General features: G+C 68.9%; 10 protein-coding genes and 1 pseudogene. 7 read left to right on the top strand and 4 right to left on the bottom strand.

Translation table 11 applies throughout. The annotated features are described in order from the left end of the window. From VD972_RS27385 to VD972_RS27375, 3 genes and pseudogenes are all read left to right on the top strand, one after another. Positions 1-279, top strand: a pseudogene (locus VD972_RS27385) (Rpn family recombination-promoting nuclease/putative transposase); the annotation flags it as partial. Between the two features lie 277 nt (positions 280-556). After that, entirely contained in the window at positions 557-844 is a 288-nt protein-coding gene (locus VD972_RS27380) for a hypothetical protein (RefSeq protein ID WP_324991699.1), read from the top strand. Between the two features lie 29 nt (positions 845-873). Next, positions 874-1455, top strand: coding sequence for a Uma2 family endonuclease (locus tag VD972_RS27375; protein WP_324991695.1), 582 nt, complete (start codon positions 874-876; stop codon positions 1453-1455). A 27-nt stretch (positions 1456-1482) separates the two neighbouring features. Here the strand turns inward: VD972_RS27375 and VD972_RS27370 are convergent, their stop codons facing one another. Then, complete coding sequence (locus tag VD972_RS27370; RefSeq protein ID WP_324991694.1) at positions 1483-3543, bottom strand: OPT family oligopeptide transporter; 2061 nt, start codon at positions 3541-3543, stop codon at positions 1483-1485. A gap of 116 nt (positions 3544-3659) precedes the next feature. Between VD972_RS27370 and VD972_RS27365 the strand changes: the two genes are divergently transcribed. Beyond that, positions 3660-4394 (top strand): hypothetical protein, encoded by a 735-nt coding sequence (locus VD972_RS27365; RefSeq protein ID WP_324991693.1) that lies wholly within the window; start codon positions 3660-3662, stop codon positions 4392-4394. A gap of 79 nt (positions 4395-4473) precedes the next feature. Beyond that, on the top strand, positions 4474-6015 hold the full coding sequence (locus tag VD972_RS27360; protein WP_324991692.1) for a methyl-accepting chemotaxis protein: 1542 nt from the start codon (positions 4474-4476) through the stop codon (positions 6013-6015). A gap of 51 nt (positions 6016-6066) precedes the next feature. Here VD972_RS27360 and VD972_RS27355 read toward each other — a convergent pair whose 3' ends face one another. Continuing rightward, on the bottom strand, positions 6067-7578 hold the full coding sequence (locus VD972_RS27355; RefSeq protein WP_324991698.1) for an MFS transporter: 1512 nt from the start codon (positions 7576-7578) through the stop codon (positions 6067-6069). A gap of 184 nt (positions 7579-7762) precedes the next feature. On the opposite strand from VD972_RS27355, the gene VD972_RS27350 reads away from it, so the two are divergent. Further along, entirely contained in the window at positions 7763-8761 is a 999-nt protein-coding gene (locus VD972_RS27350; protein ID WP_324991691.1) for a polyprenyl synthetase family protein, read from the top strand. After that, a complete protein-coding gene (locus VD972_RS27345; protein WP_324991690.1) occupies positions 8758-9354 on the top strand; it encodes a GbsR/MarR family transcriptional regulator in 597 nt (198 codons plus the stop codon). The genes VD972_RS27350 and VD972_RS27345 overlap by 4 nt, the downstream gene beginning before the upstream one ends. A 226-nt stretch (positions 9355-9580) precedes the next feature. Here the strand turns inward: VD972_RS27345 and VD972_RS27340 are convergent, their stop codons facing one another. Together VD972_RS27340 and VD972_RS27330 are read right to left on the bottom strand one after the other, a co-directional pair. Beyond that, entirely contained in the window at positions 9581-15556 is a 5976-nt protein-coding gene (locus VD972_RS27340) for a S8 family serine peptidase (RefSeq protein ID WP_324991689.1), read from the bottom strand. Positions 15557-15974: 418 nt separating this feature from the next. After that, positions 15975-16678, bottom strand: a 704-nt coding sequence (locus VD972_RS27330) for an alpha amylase C-terminal domain-containing protein (RefSeq protein ID WP_324991688.1), incomplete at its 5' end; no start/stop codon positions are given.

The following is a 16678-nucleotide window of genomic DNA, read 5'->3' as shown; positions in this document are numbered from 1 at the left end:
ATGTTCACACGTGGCTCGCGGTGGGCCACGACCCAAGCGTGTCGCATCTCCCGAGCGAGACAGAGCGTCTCCGTCCGTGGACTGTTCCTCGGAGCTGTCCCTCTGGCACCTGCCTGGTCCGGGAGTTGCTTGAGGGCTGGCGGGATGACGGGACCCCACGACCGCTTCTTCCGCTACCTCTTCAACCACCCCGCCCGCACTGAGGCATTGCTGCGCCACAACCTGCCCGGGTTCCTCATTGCGGAGGTGGATTGGTCCTCTCTGCGGCGAGAGTCGGGCACGCTGGTCCATCCCGAGCGAGCTGGCGGCTCGGGCTCATGGGGGCCCAGCGCTGGTGCCCCTGGGGTTGTTGGTGCTCAGCTTCGCGGGCACGCAGCAACTGGCGCGAAGGTTGCCTCACTGGAGCGAGCTGTTCGCACAAGTGCATGCTACCGGCGGGTCACAGCCGCTGTACCGGGTGGTGCGCTACGTGCATCAGCTCGGGGACGAGGAAGCGGTTTCATCGCTCAGGCGCGTGTTACATTCCATCATGGAGTCCACAAGGGCGGAGGCATTCATGAGAACCATGGAAGAGGTGCTCAAGGAGCGGGGACACCGGCAAGGCTGGGTGGAGGGGAAAGCCAAGGGCCTGGCCGAGGGAGAGGCCAAGGGCCTGGCCGAGGGAGAGGCCAAGGGCCTTTCCAAGGCCGTGCTCCGCTTGCTAACTGCGCGAGGACTGCGTGTGGACGACGCCTCTCGTGAGCGAATCCAAGGCTGCAGGGAAGTGGCCACGTTGGAGCGCTGGCTCGAGCGAGCCCTGAGCGCCACCCAGCTGTCCGAGGTGCTGGACGGCCCAGCGCAGTAGCAGGTCCCCACTCTTCCTGGAGTCCTGCCGTGCGGCCCGAATCCCAGCACGAAGCCACGTACGAAGATCTCGCCAGGCTCCCGGCTCATGTGACGGGGCAGATCATCGCGGGAGTGCTGATCGCTTCTCCACGTCCGGCCAACAATCATGCGGTGGCCAGCTCCACCCTGGGCGGCGAGCTGCTGGGGCCCTTCCAGCGAGGTCGCGGAGGGCCCGGAGGGTGGTGGATTGTCGACGAGCCTGAGCTGCACCTGGGCAAGGACGTGCTCGTTCCGGACCTGGCGGGCTGGAGGCGCTCTCGCCTCCCTGCAGTGCCGCACGAGCCGTTCTTCTCGCTCGCCCCAGACTGGGTGTGCGAGGTGCTCTCTCCCTCTACGGTCGGGCTTGATCGCGTCCGCAAGAAGCACATCTACGCGCGAGAGCGCGTGGAGTACGTCTGGCTTGTGGATCCCGTGGGCCGTACGCTGGAGGCATTCCAGCTCAAGGCGGAGCAGTGGGTGGAGCTGGGCTCTTGGTCGGAGAGCGACCGTGTCCGAGCCCCGCCCTTCGAGGCCATCGAGTTGGAGCTCGAAGCGCTCTGGCTGCCCGAGCCTCCCTTACCTGATCGGTAAGGAAGGCCCTCTCCCGAGGCAGGCGGCCTACGCCTCCGAAGGCCTGCGCGAGATGCGGTAGAGCACGTAGCCCATCACCGCGAAGCAGGCGACGCCGAGCAGCTGGTACCCCCCCGCGCCGATGGCGTGCTCGAGCGGCTTCTCCACGGAGATCTTGCCGATCGCGGCGCTGATGCCCTCGTTCACCGAGAGGATGGCCACCAGCACGCCCGCCAGCGCGCCGCCGGCCACCAGGCCCGTGGCGAAGAGGTTGCCCGGCCCGAGCTCGGACTCCTCCACCTTCTCGCCCTTGCGCTGCGCCACGTAGTCCGCCACGCCCTTGATGGCACCGCCCACGAAGATGGGCGCGGTGGTGGACAGCGGCAGGTACGCGCCCACCGCGAAGGACAGCGACTTGACGCCGCACAGCTCCATCGTCACCGACAGGAAGACGCCCACCAGCACGAACTGCCAGTCCAGGTTGAAGGAGAGCAGGCCCTTGATGAGCGTGGCCATCAGCGTGCCCTGAGGCGCGGGGAACTTCTCGGTGCCGATCATGTGCTCGATGCCCTGGGCCCGCATCGCCTCGGTGGGCGTGTCCAGCAGCTTCATCGTCAGGCCGATCACCACCGCCGCCGCCACCGCGCCGATCATCAGGCCGATCTGCTGCGCCTTCGGTGTAGCCCCCACCAGGTAGCCCGTCTTGAGATCCTGGGAGGTGGCGCCCGCGTTCGCCGCGGCGATGCACACCATGCCGCCCACGCACAGCGCCATGGGCTGGTACATGTCCCCCGTCCAGCCGATGCCGATGAAGATGAGGCAGGTGGCCATCAGCGTGGCGATCGTCATGCCGGAGATGGGGTTGGACGAGGAGCCGATGATGCCCACGATGCGCGAGGCCACCGTGACGAAGAAGAAGCCGAACACCACGATGAGCACGCCGAGCATCAGCCGGCCCAGGACGGTGCCGGGCAGGAAGGGCAGCAGCGCCATCACCACCACGAGCCCCACGCTGCCGAAGAGCACGACGCTGATGGGCAGATCCCGCTCGGTGCGCTTGGCCGCCGCCGCCGAGGCGCCCTCACGGATGGACGAGACGCTCTCCTTGAAGGCCGCGATGATCGTGGGCAGCGTCTTGAGCAGGGTGATGAAGCCGCCGGCGGCCACCGCGCCCGCGCCGATCTGGCGCACGTAGGCCCGGTAGATGGCCACCGCCGTGTTGGCGAAGGTCTGCGTCGCCGGATCCCAGCCGCCGTTCGCGGTGGTCACGCTCGTGAGGTAGCCCAGCTTCACCAGCTGCTCGGCGATGGCCGCCGGAGGCACGAGCGAGGCCAGCAGCGGGATGAGCCCCAGCCACGCCAGCACACCGCCCGCCACCAGCACGCCGGCGATCTTCGGGCCGATGATGTAGCCCACGCCCATGTACTCGGGGGTGATCTCGCCGTTGAGCGTGGCGGACGGGAAGTACTTGTTCGTCTGGCTCGACACCAGCGCTGGCGCCTCGGCGATCAGCTTGACGATCTTCTGCAGCACCGCGTACGCGAAGGCGAAGCCCACGCCCTGGAAGGCGATCCTCGCCAGGTTGCCGCCCTTCTCACCGGCGATCAGCACCGAGGCGCAGGCCGTCCCTTCCGGGTAGGGCAGGTTGCCGTGCTCCTTGACGATCAGCGAGCGCCGCAGCGGCACCATCATCAGCGTGCCCAGCACGCCACCCAGCAGCGCCAGCGTGAAGATGGTCCAGTAGTCGAAGAAGGTGGAGCCCTTGCTCTCGGCGCTCAGGAAGAGGAAGCCCGGCAGGGTGAACACCACACCCGCGGCGATGGACTCGCCCGCCGAGCCGATGGTCTGCACCACGTTGTTCTCGAGGATCGTCGAGCCCCCCAGCTTCTTGAGCAGCGAGATGGCGAGGACCGCGATGGGGATCGACGCCGACACGGTCAGACCGGCCTTCAGGGCCAGGTACACCGTCGCGGCGCCGAAGATGATGCCGAACACCACCCCGATGATGATGGCCTTGGGGGTGAACTCGGCGACATCGCTCCGATCCGCGGAGATGTAGGGCTGGAACTCGGCTTCTTTCGTGGAGGCGGGTGTGGCGGTCTCGGACATGGGTTACCCAGGAGGGAGGGCGTGGCTGGCACCTTCTACAGGTCCAGACCCGAGGAAGCCAAGCCCGGACACCAGGCTTGAACCCGGCGAGCCAATGGCACACCCTCGCTCGTGCCATGCGCCTCAAGGACGTCCAGGCCCTCGTGGACCGCTGCTTCGCCGGTGTGGCCGAGGGGGCGGCACGCCTCTACGAGCCTGCGGAGCCGCGCTTCGCGGGCCGGGCCAGCGCCGTCTGGCTCGAGTATCGCTGGTATGTGCAGGAGCGCGGGCTCGCCGAGGTCTTCCTCAAGTGGAGCCGGGTGAGCCCGCAGCAGAGCCCCGACACGGAGGCCACGGTGCTCCGCGTCCACCTGATCGGGGACTCCCCCGGGCTCTCGGCGCGGGCCCGGAGCCTGATCGACGGCGGCACGCCGGCCCCGGAGCGCCTCCTCGGCCTCTTTGGTGACGATGGGGTAGAGCGCGACTGCGTCTCGTTCGGAGCCACCAGCGTCACCGTGGAGCAGTGGGCCCGGAGCGGGCCCCGAGAGCTGTTGGACGAGCAGCGCTTCCAGTCGCTCGCCGGGGTGCTGGCGGATCCCGAATCCACCCCTGAGGAGCGCCACGAGGCCGTGCAGCGGCTCTCCTCCGAGCGCAGCGAGCGGGTGGAGGCGGCACTGCTCAAGCTGTTGGCGGAGCGCTCCTCGATGATGGCACTCCGGGTGCTCTCGGAGTGGGGCGTCGTCCCGGCCCGCGAGCCCCTACGGCAGGCCCTGGGAGCCCTGGAGCCCGATAACACCGCGGATCTGTGGGCCCTCACCGCGCTGGATCGGCGTCTGGAGGCCTGGGACTTCATGAGTCGCGGCGCGCCGTGACTCTGGAGCCCAAGCGGGGCAAAATCCAGGAAACTCGACTTTCCCAGGCTAGAGACACCCCGGCCCTGGCCCTACCTCGATGCGCCTCTCCCTCTCCCTCTCCCAGAAGCTCAGCCTGGGACCGCTCGGTGTCGCGGTCCTCTCCGGGCTCCTCACCTTCGGCTATCTCCTGCCGCGTATGCAGGACGGCTTTGACGCGCAGGGTCAGGAGATCGGCGCGGGGCTGCCCTCCGCGCTGGCCTCCACGCTGACGAAGCCGATGGAGGCGCGCCAGTCCGCCATGGTCCAGAAGACCATTGACGAGGTGACGGCGAAGTCCCGCGTCGCCTTCATCGCCGTGCTCGACCAGAACGGCGATCCCGTCGCCATCTCGGGCGAGCTCGCGGACGAGATCCGGATCCGGCACCGCACCCTCAGTCCGGCCCAGGAGTCGCAGACACTGGAGATCGAGGGCGCCGAGCTCCTCTCCCTGCCTGCCCCCATGGCCGACGGGGCGCTCGGCCATGTCTACGTGGGGTTCAACCGCTCCGCCGCGCGCGCCCGGCTCCAGTCGCTCACCCTGCGGTTCGGCAGCGTGCTCGTGGGCGCCCTGGTGGCCTTCAGCCTCGGGGGCTACTTCTTCAGCCGGAGGCTGGTGTCTCCGCTGCTGCGGCTCACCGAGGTGGCGCGGCGCATCGCCGATCAGGGCGATCTGCGCGAGCCCATCCAGGTGGACTCCCAGGACGAGGTGGGCCAGCTCTCCAAGGCCTTCGCCGCCATGGTGAGCCGCCTCAAGGAGGTGCTGCACGAGCTCCAGTTCTCCTCGGAGTTGATGACGCAGTCCGTCCGCGTGCTCAGCCACTCCGCCGAGGAGCAGAGCCGGATGGCCACCCGGTACGCCAGCGCCCTGCACGAGACACAGGCCACGACCCAGGAGCTCCACCGGACGTCCACGGATGCCTCCCATACGGCGGAGTCCGTCCTCAAGGTGGCCGCGCGCGCCGATGAGCTGGGCAAGAGCGGCGGGGCCGCCATCAGCGAGAGCATCCACGGCCTCATGGAGATGCTCGAGCAGGTGAAGCAGATCGCCGCGCAGATCACCTCGCTGGGTGAGCGCACCCGGCAGATCGGTGGCATCACCCAGACGGTGAAGGATCTGGCGGACCAGTCCCACATGCTGGCGCTCAACGCCGCCATCGAAGCGGTGCGCAGCGGTGAGCACGGCAAGGGCTTCGCGGTGGTGGCGCGAGAGATCCGCGCGCTGGCCGATCAGTCCATCCGGGCCACCTCCCAGGTGCGGGATCTGCTCGGGGGTGTCAGCGAGGCCATCGCCACCACCGTGCAGATCACCGAGGAGGGCACCTACCGCATGGGGGAGGGGATCGCGAAGATCCGCCAGTCGGGCGACAACCTCCAGGCCTTGTCGGACATCGTCCGGGACAGCTCGGCGTCCGTCCGGCAGATCGCCACCACCGTCAGCCAGCAGACCAGCGGGATCGAGCAGATCTCCACGGCCGTGAACGAGCTGAACGCGCTGATGACCGGCACCCTGGAGCGCATCACCGCCACCACGGCCTCGGTGGAGTCGCTCCAGGCGCTCTCCGAGCGCGTCTCCCAGGTGGTTCGCGGCTACCGCCTCTGAGCCTCCCGGCCCCCTCGGGGAGAACTGCCCGCAGGGCGCAGGATCTCCTGCTCAGGGCTCGCCGTTGCCCGTCCGAGCCTCGGCGAGCACCGGCGCCGCGGCGGGGCGGGCCCGCGTCCAGATGAGGGCGATCAGCGCGCCGAAGGAGCGGACCAGGCGCGCGTCCGGCTCGATGATGCGGGCAGCGAGGAAGGCCGCCCCGAACCGGGCCACCGCGGAGAGCACGAAGAGGACCTGGAGGTTCACCCAGGAGTGGCTGCCCAGGGTGAAGTGGGTGGGCAGGATGCTCGCGAGGCCGCCACCCAGCGCGGAGGCCACCGCATAGGCCAGGCCTCCCGCGGTAGCGAAGGCCGCCAGGTAGAAGGGCCGGCCCTTGCGGGGCGCCACCGCCAGCGGCAGCGCGAACACCGCCAGGCCATGGCCGCTCCAGAGCGCACCCGCCAGCAGCACGTCGAACACCAGTGGCCACAGCGTCCCCGGGGTGGGCACCAGCCAGATCAGCGGGATGAAGGAGATGCCCAGCGAGCACCCCAGCACCACCGGCTGCGCCCCCACCCGGTCGATGATCCGCCCCCAGAGCGGCGCCATCAGCACGCGCACCGCCGCCACCGCCGCGGAGTACAGCGCCATGAGGACGAACGTCATCTGCAGGTTCTGGAGCAGGTGCAGGGTGAAGTAGGGCGCCGAGAGCCCGACCGCCGCGTTCCACGCCACCTGGTAGAGCAGCACCCGGCGGGCGCGCGGATCTCGCAGCGGCAGCTTCGCGGCCTCGAGATCCAGCCGGATCGCGGTGCCCCCCGGAGCGGGATCGTGCTGCCGCGCCATCAGGAGCAGGGTGAGGATGCCCACGGCGCACGCGAGCGCGGCGAGCACCGGGAGCGCCGCGCCCACCGTCTCCTCCTGACGGGTCTGATCCAGGAACACCCCGGCGGCCAGCGCCGCCAGCGTGCCGGCGAGGGTGCACAGGGCGGTGCGCATGCCGAAGAAGCGGCCCCGGAGCGGGCGGGGGACGAGCTCGCCCATCCACGCCACCCACGCGTTGTTGCCCACCACCCCCAGCACGGCAGAGGCGGCGGCGATCCCCACCAGCAGGCGCTGCTGCCCCACCAGCGTCAGCGGCAGCCAGGGCACCAGGCACAGCGGCAGCATCACCAGCCGGGAGAGGCACACCGCCGCGAGCGCCACCCGCCGGTGGCCGAAGGTGGAGGTGAGCCACGCCGCCGGGAACTGCACGAACTGGGCGAAGAAGGGCAGGGCGGTCATCACCCCCACGAGGAAGGGCCCCAACTGCAGCGCGATGGCCCAGGCTGTGAGCACCGTGGCCCCCGCACACGCGGTGAACACCTCCGCGAACATCCCCTCCGCCACGGAGGCCTTCAGGGACAGGCGCAGCCACGGGCGCGAGCGAGCGCCTGCAGGGGAGGGGGAGGCGTCCGGCACAGGGCCGCTGCTCAGCGGGGCGTTGGCACCCGGCAGGGAGCTGCCCGGCCGGAACAGCGGGATGGCGGTGGCGAGGGAGGCCAGGCTGCGCAGCAGGGTGTGACGTGAGGCGATGGGAGACACGCGATCCACAGCAGAGGAGGGGCCTCCCCTCTCTCATGGGCGGCGCAGGGACTCAAACCGATTTCGACGCAGTGCGGCAGGACGCCTGGAGGGCAGCCCAGCTTCGGCTCTCCTACACGGAGATTTCCGAGTGCGGTTCACGCGGTCTTGAACTATATGAACGTCTGAGGAGAAAAGGTCGCTCATGGATCTGGCTCGCGAGCTGTCGGACTTTCTGGTGTTGGTCGAGCAGCGCATCAACGCTGCGCTGGTGGATGGCGACGCCGGGCCAGACGTGAAGGGTGACACCCTCATGGAGGCCGCGCGCCACCTGGTCCTGGGCGGCGGCGGCAAGCGCGCGCGCCCCCTGCTGGTGCGCCTCTTCGGGGATGCGGTGGGGCTGCCGGGTGAGCAGCTGGTGGAGATCGGCGTGGCCGCCGAGCTCATCCACTCCGCCAGCCTCCTGCATGATGACGTGGTGGACGGGGGCATGTTCCGCCGCAGCCGGCCCACGGTGAACGCCCGCTGGGGCAACATCGTCGCGGTGATGAGCGGCGACCTCATCCTCTCCACCACGCTCCTGCGCCTGGTGGAGCTCGATGCGCGCATGGCACAGAGTGCCCTCTCGGTGGTCGCGGAGATGACGCGCGCGGCCATCGCCGAGGTGGAGGCGCGCGGCATCATGGATCTGCCCCTGGCCCAGCTGCGCTACATCGCCGAGGGGAAGACGGGCTCGCTCTTCGGCTGGTGCGGCAAGGCCGTCGCCCTGATTGCCCGCGCGCCGGACGCCGTGCAGCGCTTTGACGGGTTTGGCCGCCACCTGGGCGTGGCCTTCCAGATCGCCGACGACATCCGCGACATCCTCGGCACGGATGTGGGCAAGCCGCAGTACGCGGATCTGCACTCCCGCACGCCCTCCATGCCCATGCTTCTGGCCCTGGCGAAGGATGACGGGCTGCGCCGCAAGCTGCGCGACGCCTGGGCCTTCTCCAGCCTCTCCCCGGAGCGTGCTCAGGAGCTGGGCGCCGGGATCATCGCCACCGGCGCGGTGGATCAGTCGCTAGAGCGGCTGAATGCGGAGATCGAGGCGGCGCTGGATCAGCTGGGGCCCTTCGCGGACACCGTCGGCGGCCAGGAGCTGGTGGGCTGGGCGCGCAAGCTGTCCGCCGGCATCACGGATCAAGTCCGGAGCCGTGTCGCATGAAGGGCTACCTCTGGACAGGTGGGGTGACGCCGCCGGGGCCAGAGGCGCTTCCCGAGCCAGGCCGGCTGCAGCGGTGGGAGACCATGGCCGTGGAGGCCGTGGGCAATGTCATCGAGTTCTGGGGGTTCAAGCGCAACCAGGGCCGTGTGTGGGGGCTGCTCTACCTGCGGGGCGAGCCGCTCACCGCCGGGGAGATCGAGCGAGAGCTGGATCTCTCCAAGGGCGGCGTCTCCATGCTCCTGAGGGATCTGGAGCGCTGGGGCGTGGTGCAGCGCGTCCGGCTGCCCCCGGACACAGTCTGGCGCTACTCGGCGGAGACGGATCTGGTCCGCATGGTGACGCACGTCATCGAGGAGCGCGAGGCGGGCTTCGTCTCACGCATCCGCGCCGATCTCTCCGAGGCGCGGCGCCTGGCGCAGGAGGCGGGTGGGGTGGACACGGAGCGCCTCCAGCGGCTGGAGAAGATGGCCACCCTGGCGGAACACGTGGAGAAGGCCATCCGCCTGTTCATCAAGACGGCGCGGCTGGACGTAGGCGGGGTGCTGAGCGCCTTCCGCGACGACGCCGAGCCTTCACGCAAGAAGGCACGCTGAGCCGCCCGCGGCCCCGCCGCGCTCCCCACTCTCTCTAGCTCCCGTGCTCCTTCCGCCCCAGCAGGGCGTGCGGGCACAGGGGCCCCAAAAGAAATGCGCCGGCGGGAGAGCTCCTCGCCGGCGCATTCCTATTCAAGACTCAGCTGCGAAGCGTCCGGGCGGAACTGCTTCTCCGCCCGGTCAGTCCCGGGGCGCCAGCTGCTGGCGCCCGGGACCTTGGCGCCGATCAGGCCGCCATCTTCGCCCGGCTCCGGCCCATCGCGAACCGCGCGAGGACGAGCAGGAGCAGGAAGAAGCCCGCGTCGGTGCCGGAGGTGGCACCGCAGCCGCAGCCGCTGTCGATCTCCGTGGAGACGATCACCGGCGCGGAGGTCACCACGTTGCCAGCAGCATCGGTGGCGACAGCGGTGATGATGTGCGTGCCGCCCTGCGCGTCATCGCTGTTCCAGGTACCGCTCAGCGTGCCTTCCGAGCCGCTGGCGATCTCCTTGCCATCGACGAGGATCTGCAGCTTCGCCAGCGTGGTGCCGGAGGCCGCAGCGCCCGTGGCGGTGATGCTCACCGAGCCAGAGACGGTGTTGCCGCCCTCCGGGCTGGTGACCGCCGCCGTGGGCTGAGCGAACGCGGTGACGTTGGTCTGGCCTGTGCTGGCCAGCGTGGTGTTGCCCGCATCCGTCAAGGTGAGCGTCTTCGAGCCGTTCGTCTTGAACGTCACCTTGAAGTTGTTGAGCTTGCCCTCGACGAACGTCGCGGTGGAGGCGAAGGTGGCCCCGCTGTCGGAGCTGGTCACGTTGACCGCGCCAGCGTAGCTGGCTGCCACGTTGCCGTGAGCGTCGTAGGCCGTCGCGGAGATCGTCGTCTCCTGACCCGCCGTCACGCTTGCAGGCACCGCCACCACGAAGCTGGCCGCCGCACCCGGGTTCACCGCGAACGCCGCACTCGTGGCATCCGCGTAGCCCTCGGCCTTGGCCACCAGCGCGTACGCGCTGCCGGCCTTGCGCAGGGTGAGGCCCTCGAACTTCGCCACGCCGTTGACCGCGGCCACCGTGGAGGTGCCCAGCAGCTGGCCCCCCGCCGGGTTCTCGCCGAGGCTCAGCGTCACGATCTCCGAGCCGCCCGTGTTGTTGCCCTCGTCATCCTGCAGCTCCACCTCGATCGCGGCCAGCGCAGAGTCCGCCGAGGCAGTGTCCGAGACAGGCCGGAAGGCCAGCTTGTCCGAGGCCTGGCGGCCCGTGACGTCGAAGCCCACGCTGGTGTCAGCGTGCAGGCCGCTCGAGCCGATGATCAGGGTGTAGTTCAGCCCCTCCTTGCTCACCGACAGATCGCTGAAGGTGGCCACGCCGCTGACGGGGTTGACAGAGGTTGCACCACGCAGGGTGGCGTTCTTCGGGTTGCTCCCGAGCGCGGCAGACACCTGGGCGGTCGTCTGCGTCGCAACGTTGTTGAACCGATCCAGGACGGTGGCCTGGACGGACGGGGTGATGGCGCGACCCTTCGCCACGTCGCTCGGCTGCCGCGTGATGATCACGCGGTGCGGGGCGGCCGGGGTGATGTCGAACGTATCCGTCGTCACGTTGTCGAGGAAGTCAGAGGTGACCTCCAGCGAGTAGCCAGTCCCGACCTTGTCGATCCACAGGTCACCGAAGCTGGCCACGCCGTTGACGGCCTCCACCGTGGTGGTGCCGGACAGCTGGGCCATGCCACCGTCGTTCAGCGAGACGGAGACTTCCGCCGCGGCGTCCGTGGTGTTGTCGAACTCGTCGAGGATGATGACCGAGACGGCCGGGGTGATGGACGCACCCGCCTGGGTGTTGGACGGCTGGGTCACGATGGCCAGCTTGGCCGGAGCCCCAGGACCGACCGCGAACTCCGCGCTGGTGAGGCCCGTGAGGCCGTCAGCGCTGGCGACCAGCGTGTAGCCGGCGGCCACCTTGTCCAGCGACAGATTGCCGAACGTGGCCACGCCGTTGGCGGCATCCACCGTGGTGGAGCCGGACAGCGTGCTGTTGCCCGGGTTTGCGCCCAGGGCCACGGTGATGGTGTTCTCACCCGTGGTGACGTCGTTGCCGAACTGATCCACCAGACCCACCTGCACGGACGGGAAGATGGCCTCGCCCGCGGTGCTGTCAGACGGCTGGGTGCGGAACTCCAGTGCCGTCGGAGCGCCCGCGGTGACGTTCGTGGTGGCGCTGCCGTTGATGGCCGCGTCTGCCGTATCCGAAGCCGTGACGGACTGATCGCCCAGCGTCCGGAAGGACATGCTCACGCCGGTCGCCACGCCTGCGGCGAACGTCGCATCGGCAGGCAGCACCGCCTGCGGATCCGAGCTGCTGAAGGACGCAGTGCCCGTGTAGCCGACAGCCGTCTGACCCACCGCATCCAGCGCGGTGACGTCGAACGTCACGGTGTCTCCCGCACCGGACGAGGCCGGCAGGTTCGTCACCTGGTAGGACACGGCCGGACCCGGAGGAGGCACGTTGGTGGTGCAGCTCTCGTAGCCATCCGCGTTGACGCGGACGTCGTCCACATAGAAGCCCTGGTCAACGACGGAGCCGTCGGTGAAGAACTTGTACGCGAACCACACCGTCTGGCCTGCCAGCGCCTCCAGGTTGACGGTGACGGCCTTCAGCGCGCCGTTGCCGCCCGTGTTCGCGGTGGTCCAGATCCGGGTGGTGGGGGTGCTCTGCAGCGTGTTGTCGTAACCACCCGTGGCGATGTACGGCGCCGTAGCGGACGCCGTGTCACCCACGTTGGTCCACGGACCGGCCGCGCCCGTCGTGCTGTAGACCAGCCACGCGCCGTCGTACCGCGTCTCCATGCTGTACCAGATGTTGAACGACATCTGCGGGCCCAGCGTGCTGGCCGGGATCGCGAAGCCGTTGATGCCCGGCGTGGTGCCGTTGCCGCCCAGCGACAGGGTGGCCTGGACGCTGCTCGGGTAGGTCGCGGTGCACGAGGCGGTGGTTCCGCCGAAGCGGTACGCCTTGTCCGCCGACTGGTAGTGGCAGCCGGTGCTGACGCTGATCGTGGCAACGCTGCCGGCCTGGGCCGTCGGGATCCAGTACGAGGCCGCGTCCGGCGGACGGTTGCCGTCCAGGTCGTCGAAGTAGCGCACGCCCGGCGTCACTGCGCCGGTGGGCACAGCCGACTTCTCGACGGTGTTCGAGTCCTCGTTGGAGGCGGTGCTCTGCTCCGTCGCGCGGACCACGTAGTAGTACCGGGTGCCGGTGGTCAGGTTCAGGTCATCCGCGAAGCTGGTGCCGGTGATGCCCGTGGCGATCCGGTTGCCGATCGACGGCGTGAAGCCCGCGGTGGTGCTGCGGTAGACGGAGTAGCTCAGCGTGCCGCCGCAGATCGGGGTGGCCGCATTCCAGGCAACCGTGGTGCCGCAGGTGGCCGCGCCGGCATTGGTGGCCGCATCCACGCCCGAGAAGGTCGGGGCCAGGGTGCACACGCCGGTGGCGGTGGCAGAGGCCTCGGTCGAGCGAGGGGACTCGGCGCAGAGCTTGCCGCGAACCACGTAGTAGTAGGTGGTGCCGCCGGAGACGCCGATGTCACGGTACGGCGGAGCCGTCGCCGAGCCGACCTTGGTGTACGGCCCGCCCGCGGTGGTGGCGCGGTAGATGCTGTACGAGGTCGCGCCGTTCTCCGTCCACGTGATGTTGATCTCGTTGTCGCCGTTGGGAGCCGCGCTCACGCCGTCCGGCGTGGGCGGGGCATCCTGGCAGGTGTTGTAGGCGATGAGGGCGAAGTCCTGGTCCAGCGCGGCGGCGTTGTCCGGAATGCCGTCCGAGTTGATGTTGGCCGCCGTCACCGTCACGGTGAAGTTGCCCTCGGCGCCCACGGGCAGGAAGACGCTCTCCACGTTGTTGGAGCCGTCCGCCGTGCCGCCCGTCGTCGAGTTGGCACCCGTGAAGACGTTGCCCTTGTAGGTGTTGCCGCCGATCGTCACCGTCAGGTCCAGGTTGTTCTTCCAGGCGCTGCCGGTGGTGGAGCCCGGTGCGTCCGTCCACGCCACGGTGACGCGGAAGGGCTTGGTGGAGTCCGCCACGAAGCCTTCGAACTCGCGGGTCTGGCCCGTCGCCGTGAAGACGTTGCTCGGGTTCTGGTCATCCAGCAGGCGCGGAGTGCCGTCGAGCGCCATGCCCAGGTCCATGAGACCCATGCCCTGGTTGTTGGACCAGAGGTTGTCGTTGGCGCCGCTGCCCGTCATGTAGCGGGCCGAGTTCATCAGGTACGCCTTCGTCATGGCCGCGCTGGGCGGGGTCATGTTCTGGTTGATGAAGTACTGGCGGATGAGCGCCGCGCCGCCGGCGATGGCCGGGGTCGAGTGGCTCGTACCGGAAGAGGCCGTGTACCACTGCTGGTTCAGCGGCCAGAAGTTGCTGCTGCCAGGGCCGGCGCACACGCCGGAGGCGTCAAAGCAGCCGAGCGCCTGCCCGTTGGGGTTGGCCGGCGGGTTGGCGCGCTGGCCATCCACCTGGGCCACACCGCCCGAGACGTGCGTACCCGGAGCCATGAGCTCCGGCTTCTTGCGGCCGTCCGCGGCGGGACCGCGGCTGGAGAAGCCCACGATGCCCATGGCGTCGTTGGCGTCGCTGTCAGGCACGGCGCACTGGTCCGCACCGCCGAAGACATGGGCATTCTTGGAGGCGCCCGCGGTGATGATGTTCTTCGCGGTGCCGGGGCTGCCCACCGAGCCCGCGCCCGGACCGGAGTTACCGGCGGCGAAGACGATGACCATCTCCTGGTGACCCGCGTTGGGCACCGCCGAGCTGGCCGGCTGCGCGTCACGGGCCAGGAAGTCGTAGCGCTGAGCGTCCGAGGTATAGGCGCTGGTGTTGGCACCCCAGCTGTTGGAGCTCACGCGCATGCCATCGCGGTAGGCGCGCGACTGCAGGTCCTCGTAGTCGGGGCTGGTGAAGGTGCCCGGGTCGAAGATGACCGACGAGCCCACCTTCACGAAGGGCGCCACGCCCAGGCCGTAGTTGTAGCCCTGCGCGTCCTCGAAAGGCGCGCCCGTCTGGTTGGTGTAGCCGCCAATGATGTGCGCGTTGATGTTGCCGTGGCCGTCGCAGCCCTGGATGGTGCTGCCGCCGTGCGGCGTACCCTCGAGGCGCGAATAGGCGAGGCGGCTCGCGTTGGAGATGTTGCCGCCGACATAGAGGCCGAAGTGGTTCGGGGCCGCGGGAACGGCGTTGTCCACGCCGCTGTCCGTCACGTCCACGCCGAAGCCGGACGCGGTGAACTGCGCCTGGGTGAAGCCCTTCTCGGCCAGCCACGCCAGCCAGTTCGGCGGGTTGGGCTGGGTGCCGGTCAGCTGACCGGAGATGATCATGTTCTGCCGCTCGTCGAACTTGCGCGGCATGGGGCGCGGCTGGAGGGAGAGCACGTCCGGGCGAGCGGCGATCTCATAGAGATCCTTCACCGTCAGGTACGTGTGCACGTTCACATAGCCGTAGGCCTCCTGGATCGTCCCGCTGCGAGACTGCAGCCGCTGGATGAGCGCCAGCGTCTCCTCGTTGGACTCCTCGTCCTTGAGCAGCTGGACCTCGAAGGTCTCCGAGTTGGCCGTGTGGATGGAGGGGTTGAGCTTGAAGTCGTTCAGGTACTCGCCGTGCCACTGGATGGCCGCGGTGGCGGTGATGTGCCCCTGCAGCGCGCTCAGCGTGGCGGCATCGCCATAGACGAGGTAGGCGTTGTTGGGGATGTACGACACCACCTTGACGCCGGTGGCCTCGAGGGCCTTGAACCACTCCGGCTGGATGGGGCCGCCGTACTGCACCATGTGGAAGCGCTTCCCACTGGCCTGCAGCTTCATGCCCTTCAGGGACTTGCCGTGCTCGGACGCGGTGTCGATCGTTCCCGCGTTCAGCAGGATGTCGTTGAGATCGTCGCGGGGCTCGGCGCCTTCGGGCAGCGAGGCCAGCGTCTTCTCATCCACCTCGACCAGCTTGAAGGAGCCGTAGTCGCCAATCAGCTGCATCTTGGCGCCGCGCTTCTCCAGCTCACGCGCCTGCTCCGCGTTGAGCTGCACCTTGTGCGTCGCGAGGTTCGAACGGTAGCCCTCGACGGTAGGATTCGCGGTCGGAGCACTCTCCGATCCGCAGGCCAGCATCGACAGCATACCGGCCAGCCCGAGCACGCGAGTGCCCTTGGCGCGGATGCTCTTCCCGAGCACCCGGTTTACTGAGTTAATCATGTGTTTTGCCCCGACATGCGAGCGCTGCAATAGGCGTGACCCACACGCGCTCGAAGTGGATCCGATGGGGAAGTTCTTGACGTACGACGAACACTGACCCCACTGCGCACGCGTATCACGGCCAGCAGGCAAATTTCAAATGGCGAACATTTCTTCGCGTGTCCGTTCCTGGGACACACGGGGGCTCATGAGGGGCGGATGAAGGACTCATGACGCCTCGGGATCGCGTCCTTCGCCCGCTCCACGCTCCGCGATCGCGCCGCGTTTGATGAGTGGCGTTCGCAACACAGTTACGACTTCTGCCAGCTCCCGGAGGGGAGGTGGCAGAGGGACTGACAGTGGATCTCCTCTGGGACTTACCGTCCAGGGGGCGAGCAGGCAGGCAAGCCCTTCATGGCTCGCCTGCCCGGCTTCGCGCTCAGCCCGGGGTGAACCAGAGCACCGACAGCGGCGGGAGCGTCAGAGGTGCGGAGGCATCCTGCCCATCCCACGGGCGCGCCTCCGTCTGGAGGACTCCCATGTTCCCCACGCCTGAGCCGCCATAGCCGGTGGAGTCCGTGTTGAGCACCTCCTGGTATGTGCCCACCAGCGGGAAGCCCACCCGGTAGCCCTCGCGGGGGATCGGCGCGAGGTTCGCCACGCACACCACGTGGCGCCCCGGGCTCTTCGATCTCCGGATGAACGCGAAGACGTTGGAGGCCGCCGCGTCCGGCTGCAGCCACTGGAAGCCCACGGGCTCGCTGTCCGCGTCGTACAGCGCGGGCAGCTCCCGGTACACGCGGTTCAGATCCGCCACCAGGGTCTGCAGGCCCCGGTGCCCGGGATCCTCCAGCAGGTGCCAGTCCAGGCTCCGATCGCTGTTCCACTCCGCGTGCTGACCGAACTCGCCGCCCATGAAGAGCAGCTTCTTGCCCGGGTGGGACCACATCCACGCCAACAGGGAGCGGAGGTTGGCCCGCTTCTGCCACGGATCTCCCGGCATCTTCCCGTACAGCGAGCCCTTGCCGTGCACCACCTCGTCATGGCTCAGCGGGAGCATGAAGTGCTCGGTGAAGGCGTAGAGCAGGCCGAACGTCATGCTGTTGTGGTGGTGCTGCCGGTAGATGGGATCCTTCGAGAAGT

It is taken from the genome of Hyalangium sp., from assembly GCF_035629615.1.
GTDB lineage: Bacteria > Myxococcota > Myxococcia > Myxococcales > Myxococcaceae > Hyalangium.
The sequence above is the reverse complement of the archived record's forward strand: the minus strand, read 5'-3'. Positions and strand labels throughout refer to the sequence as shown.

Bases quoted from the DNA above. Each gene is read 5' to 3' on its own strand.
- VD972_RS27380 (WP_324991699.1), top strand. From the start codon at position 557: ATGAGAACCATGGAAGAGGTGCTCAAGGAGCGGGGACACCGGCAAGGC.
- VD972_RS27370 (WP_324991694.1), bottom strand. From the start codon at position 3,543: ATGTCCGAGACCGCCACACCCGCCTCCACGAAAGAAGCCGAGTTCCAG.
- VD972_RS27365 (WP_324991693.1), top strand. From the start codon at position 3,660: ATGCGCCTCAAGGACGTCCAGGCCCTCGTGGACCGCTGCTTCGCCGGT.
- VD972_RS27360 (WP_324991692.1), top strand. From the start codon at position 4,474: ATGCGCCTCTCCCTCTCCCTCTCCCAGAAGCTCAGCCTGGGACCGCTC.
- VD972_RS27350 (WP_324991691.1), top strand. From the start codon at position 7,763: ATGGATCTGGCTCGCGAGCTGTCGGACTTTCTGGTGTTGGTCGAGCAG.
- VD972_RS27345 (WP_324991690.1), top strand. From the start codon at position 8,758: ATGAAGGGCTACCTCTGGACAGGTGGGGTGACGCCGCCGGGGCCAGAG.
- VD972_RS27340 (WP_324991689.1), bottom strand. From the start codon at position 15,556: ATGATTAACTCAGTAAACCGGGTGCTCGGGAAGAGCATCCGCGCCAAG.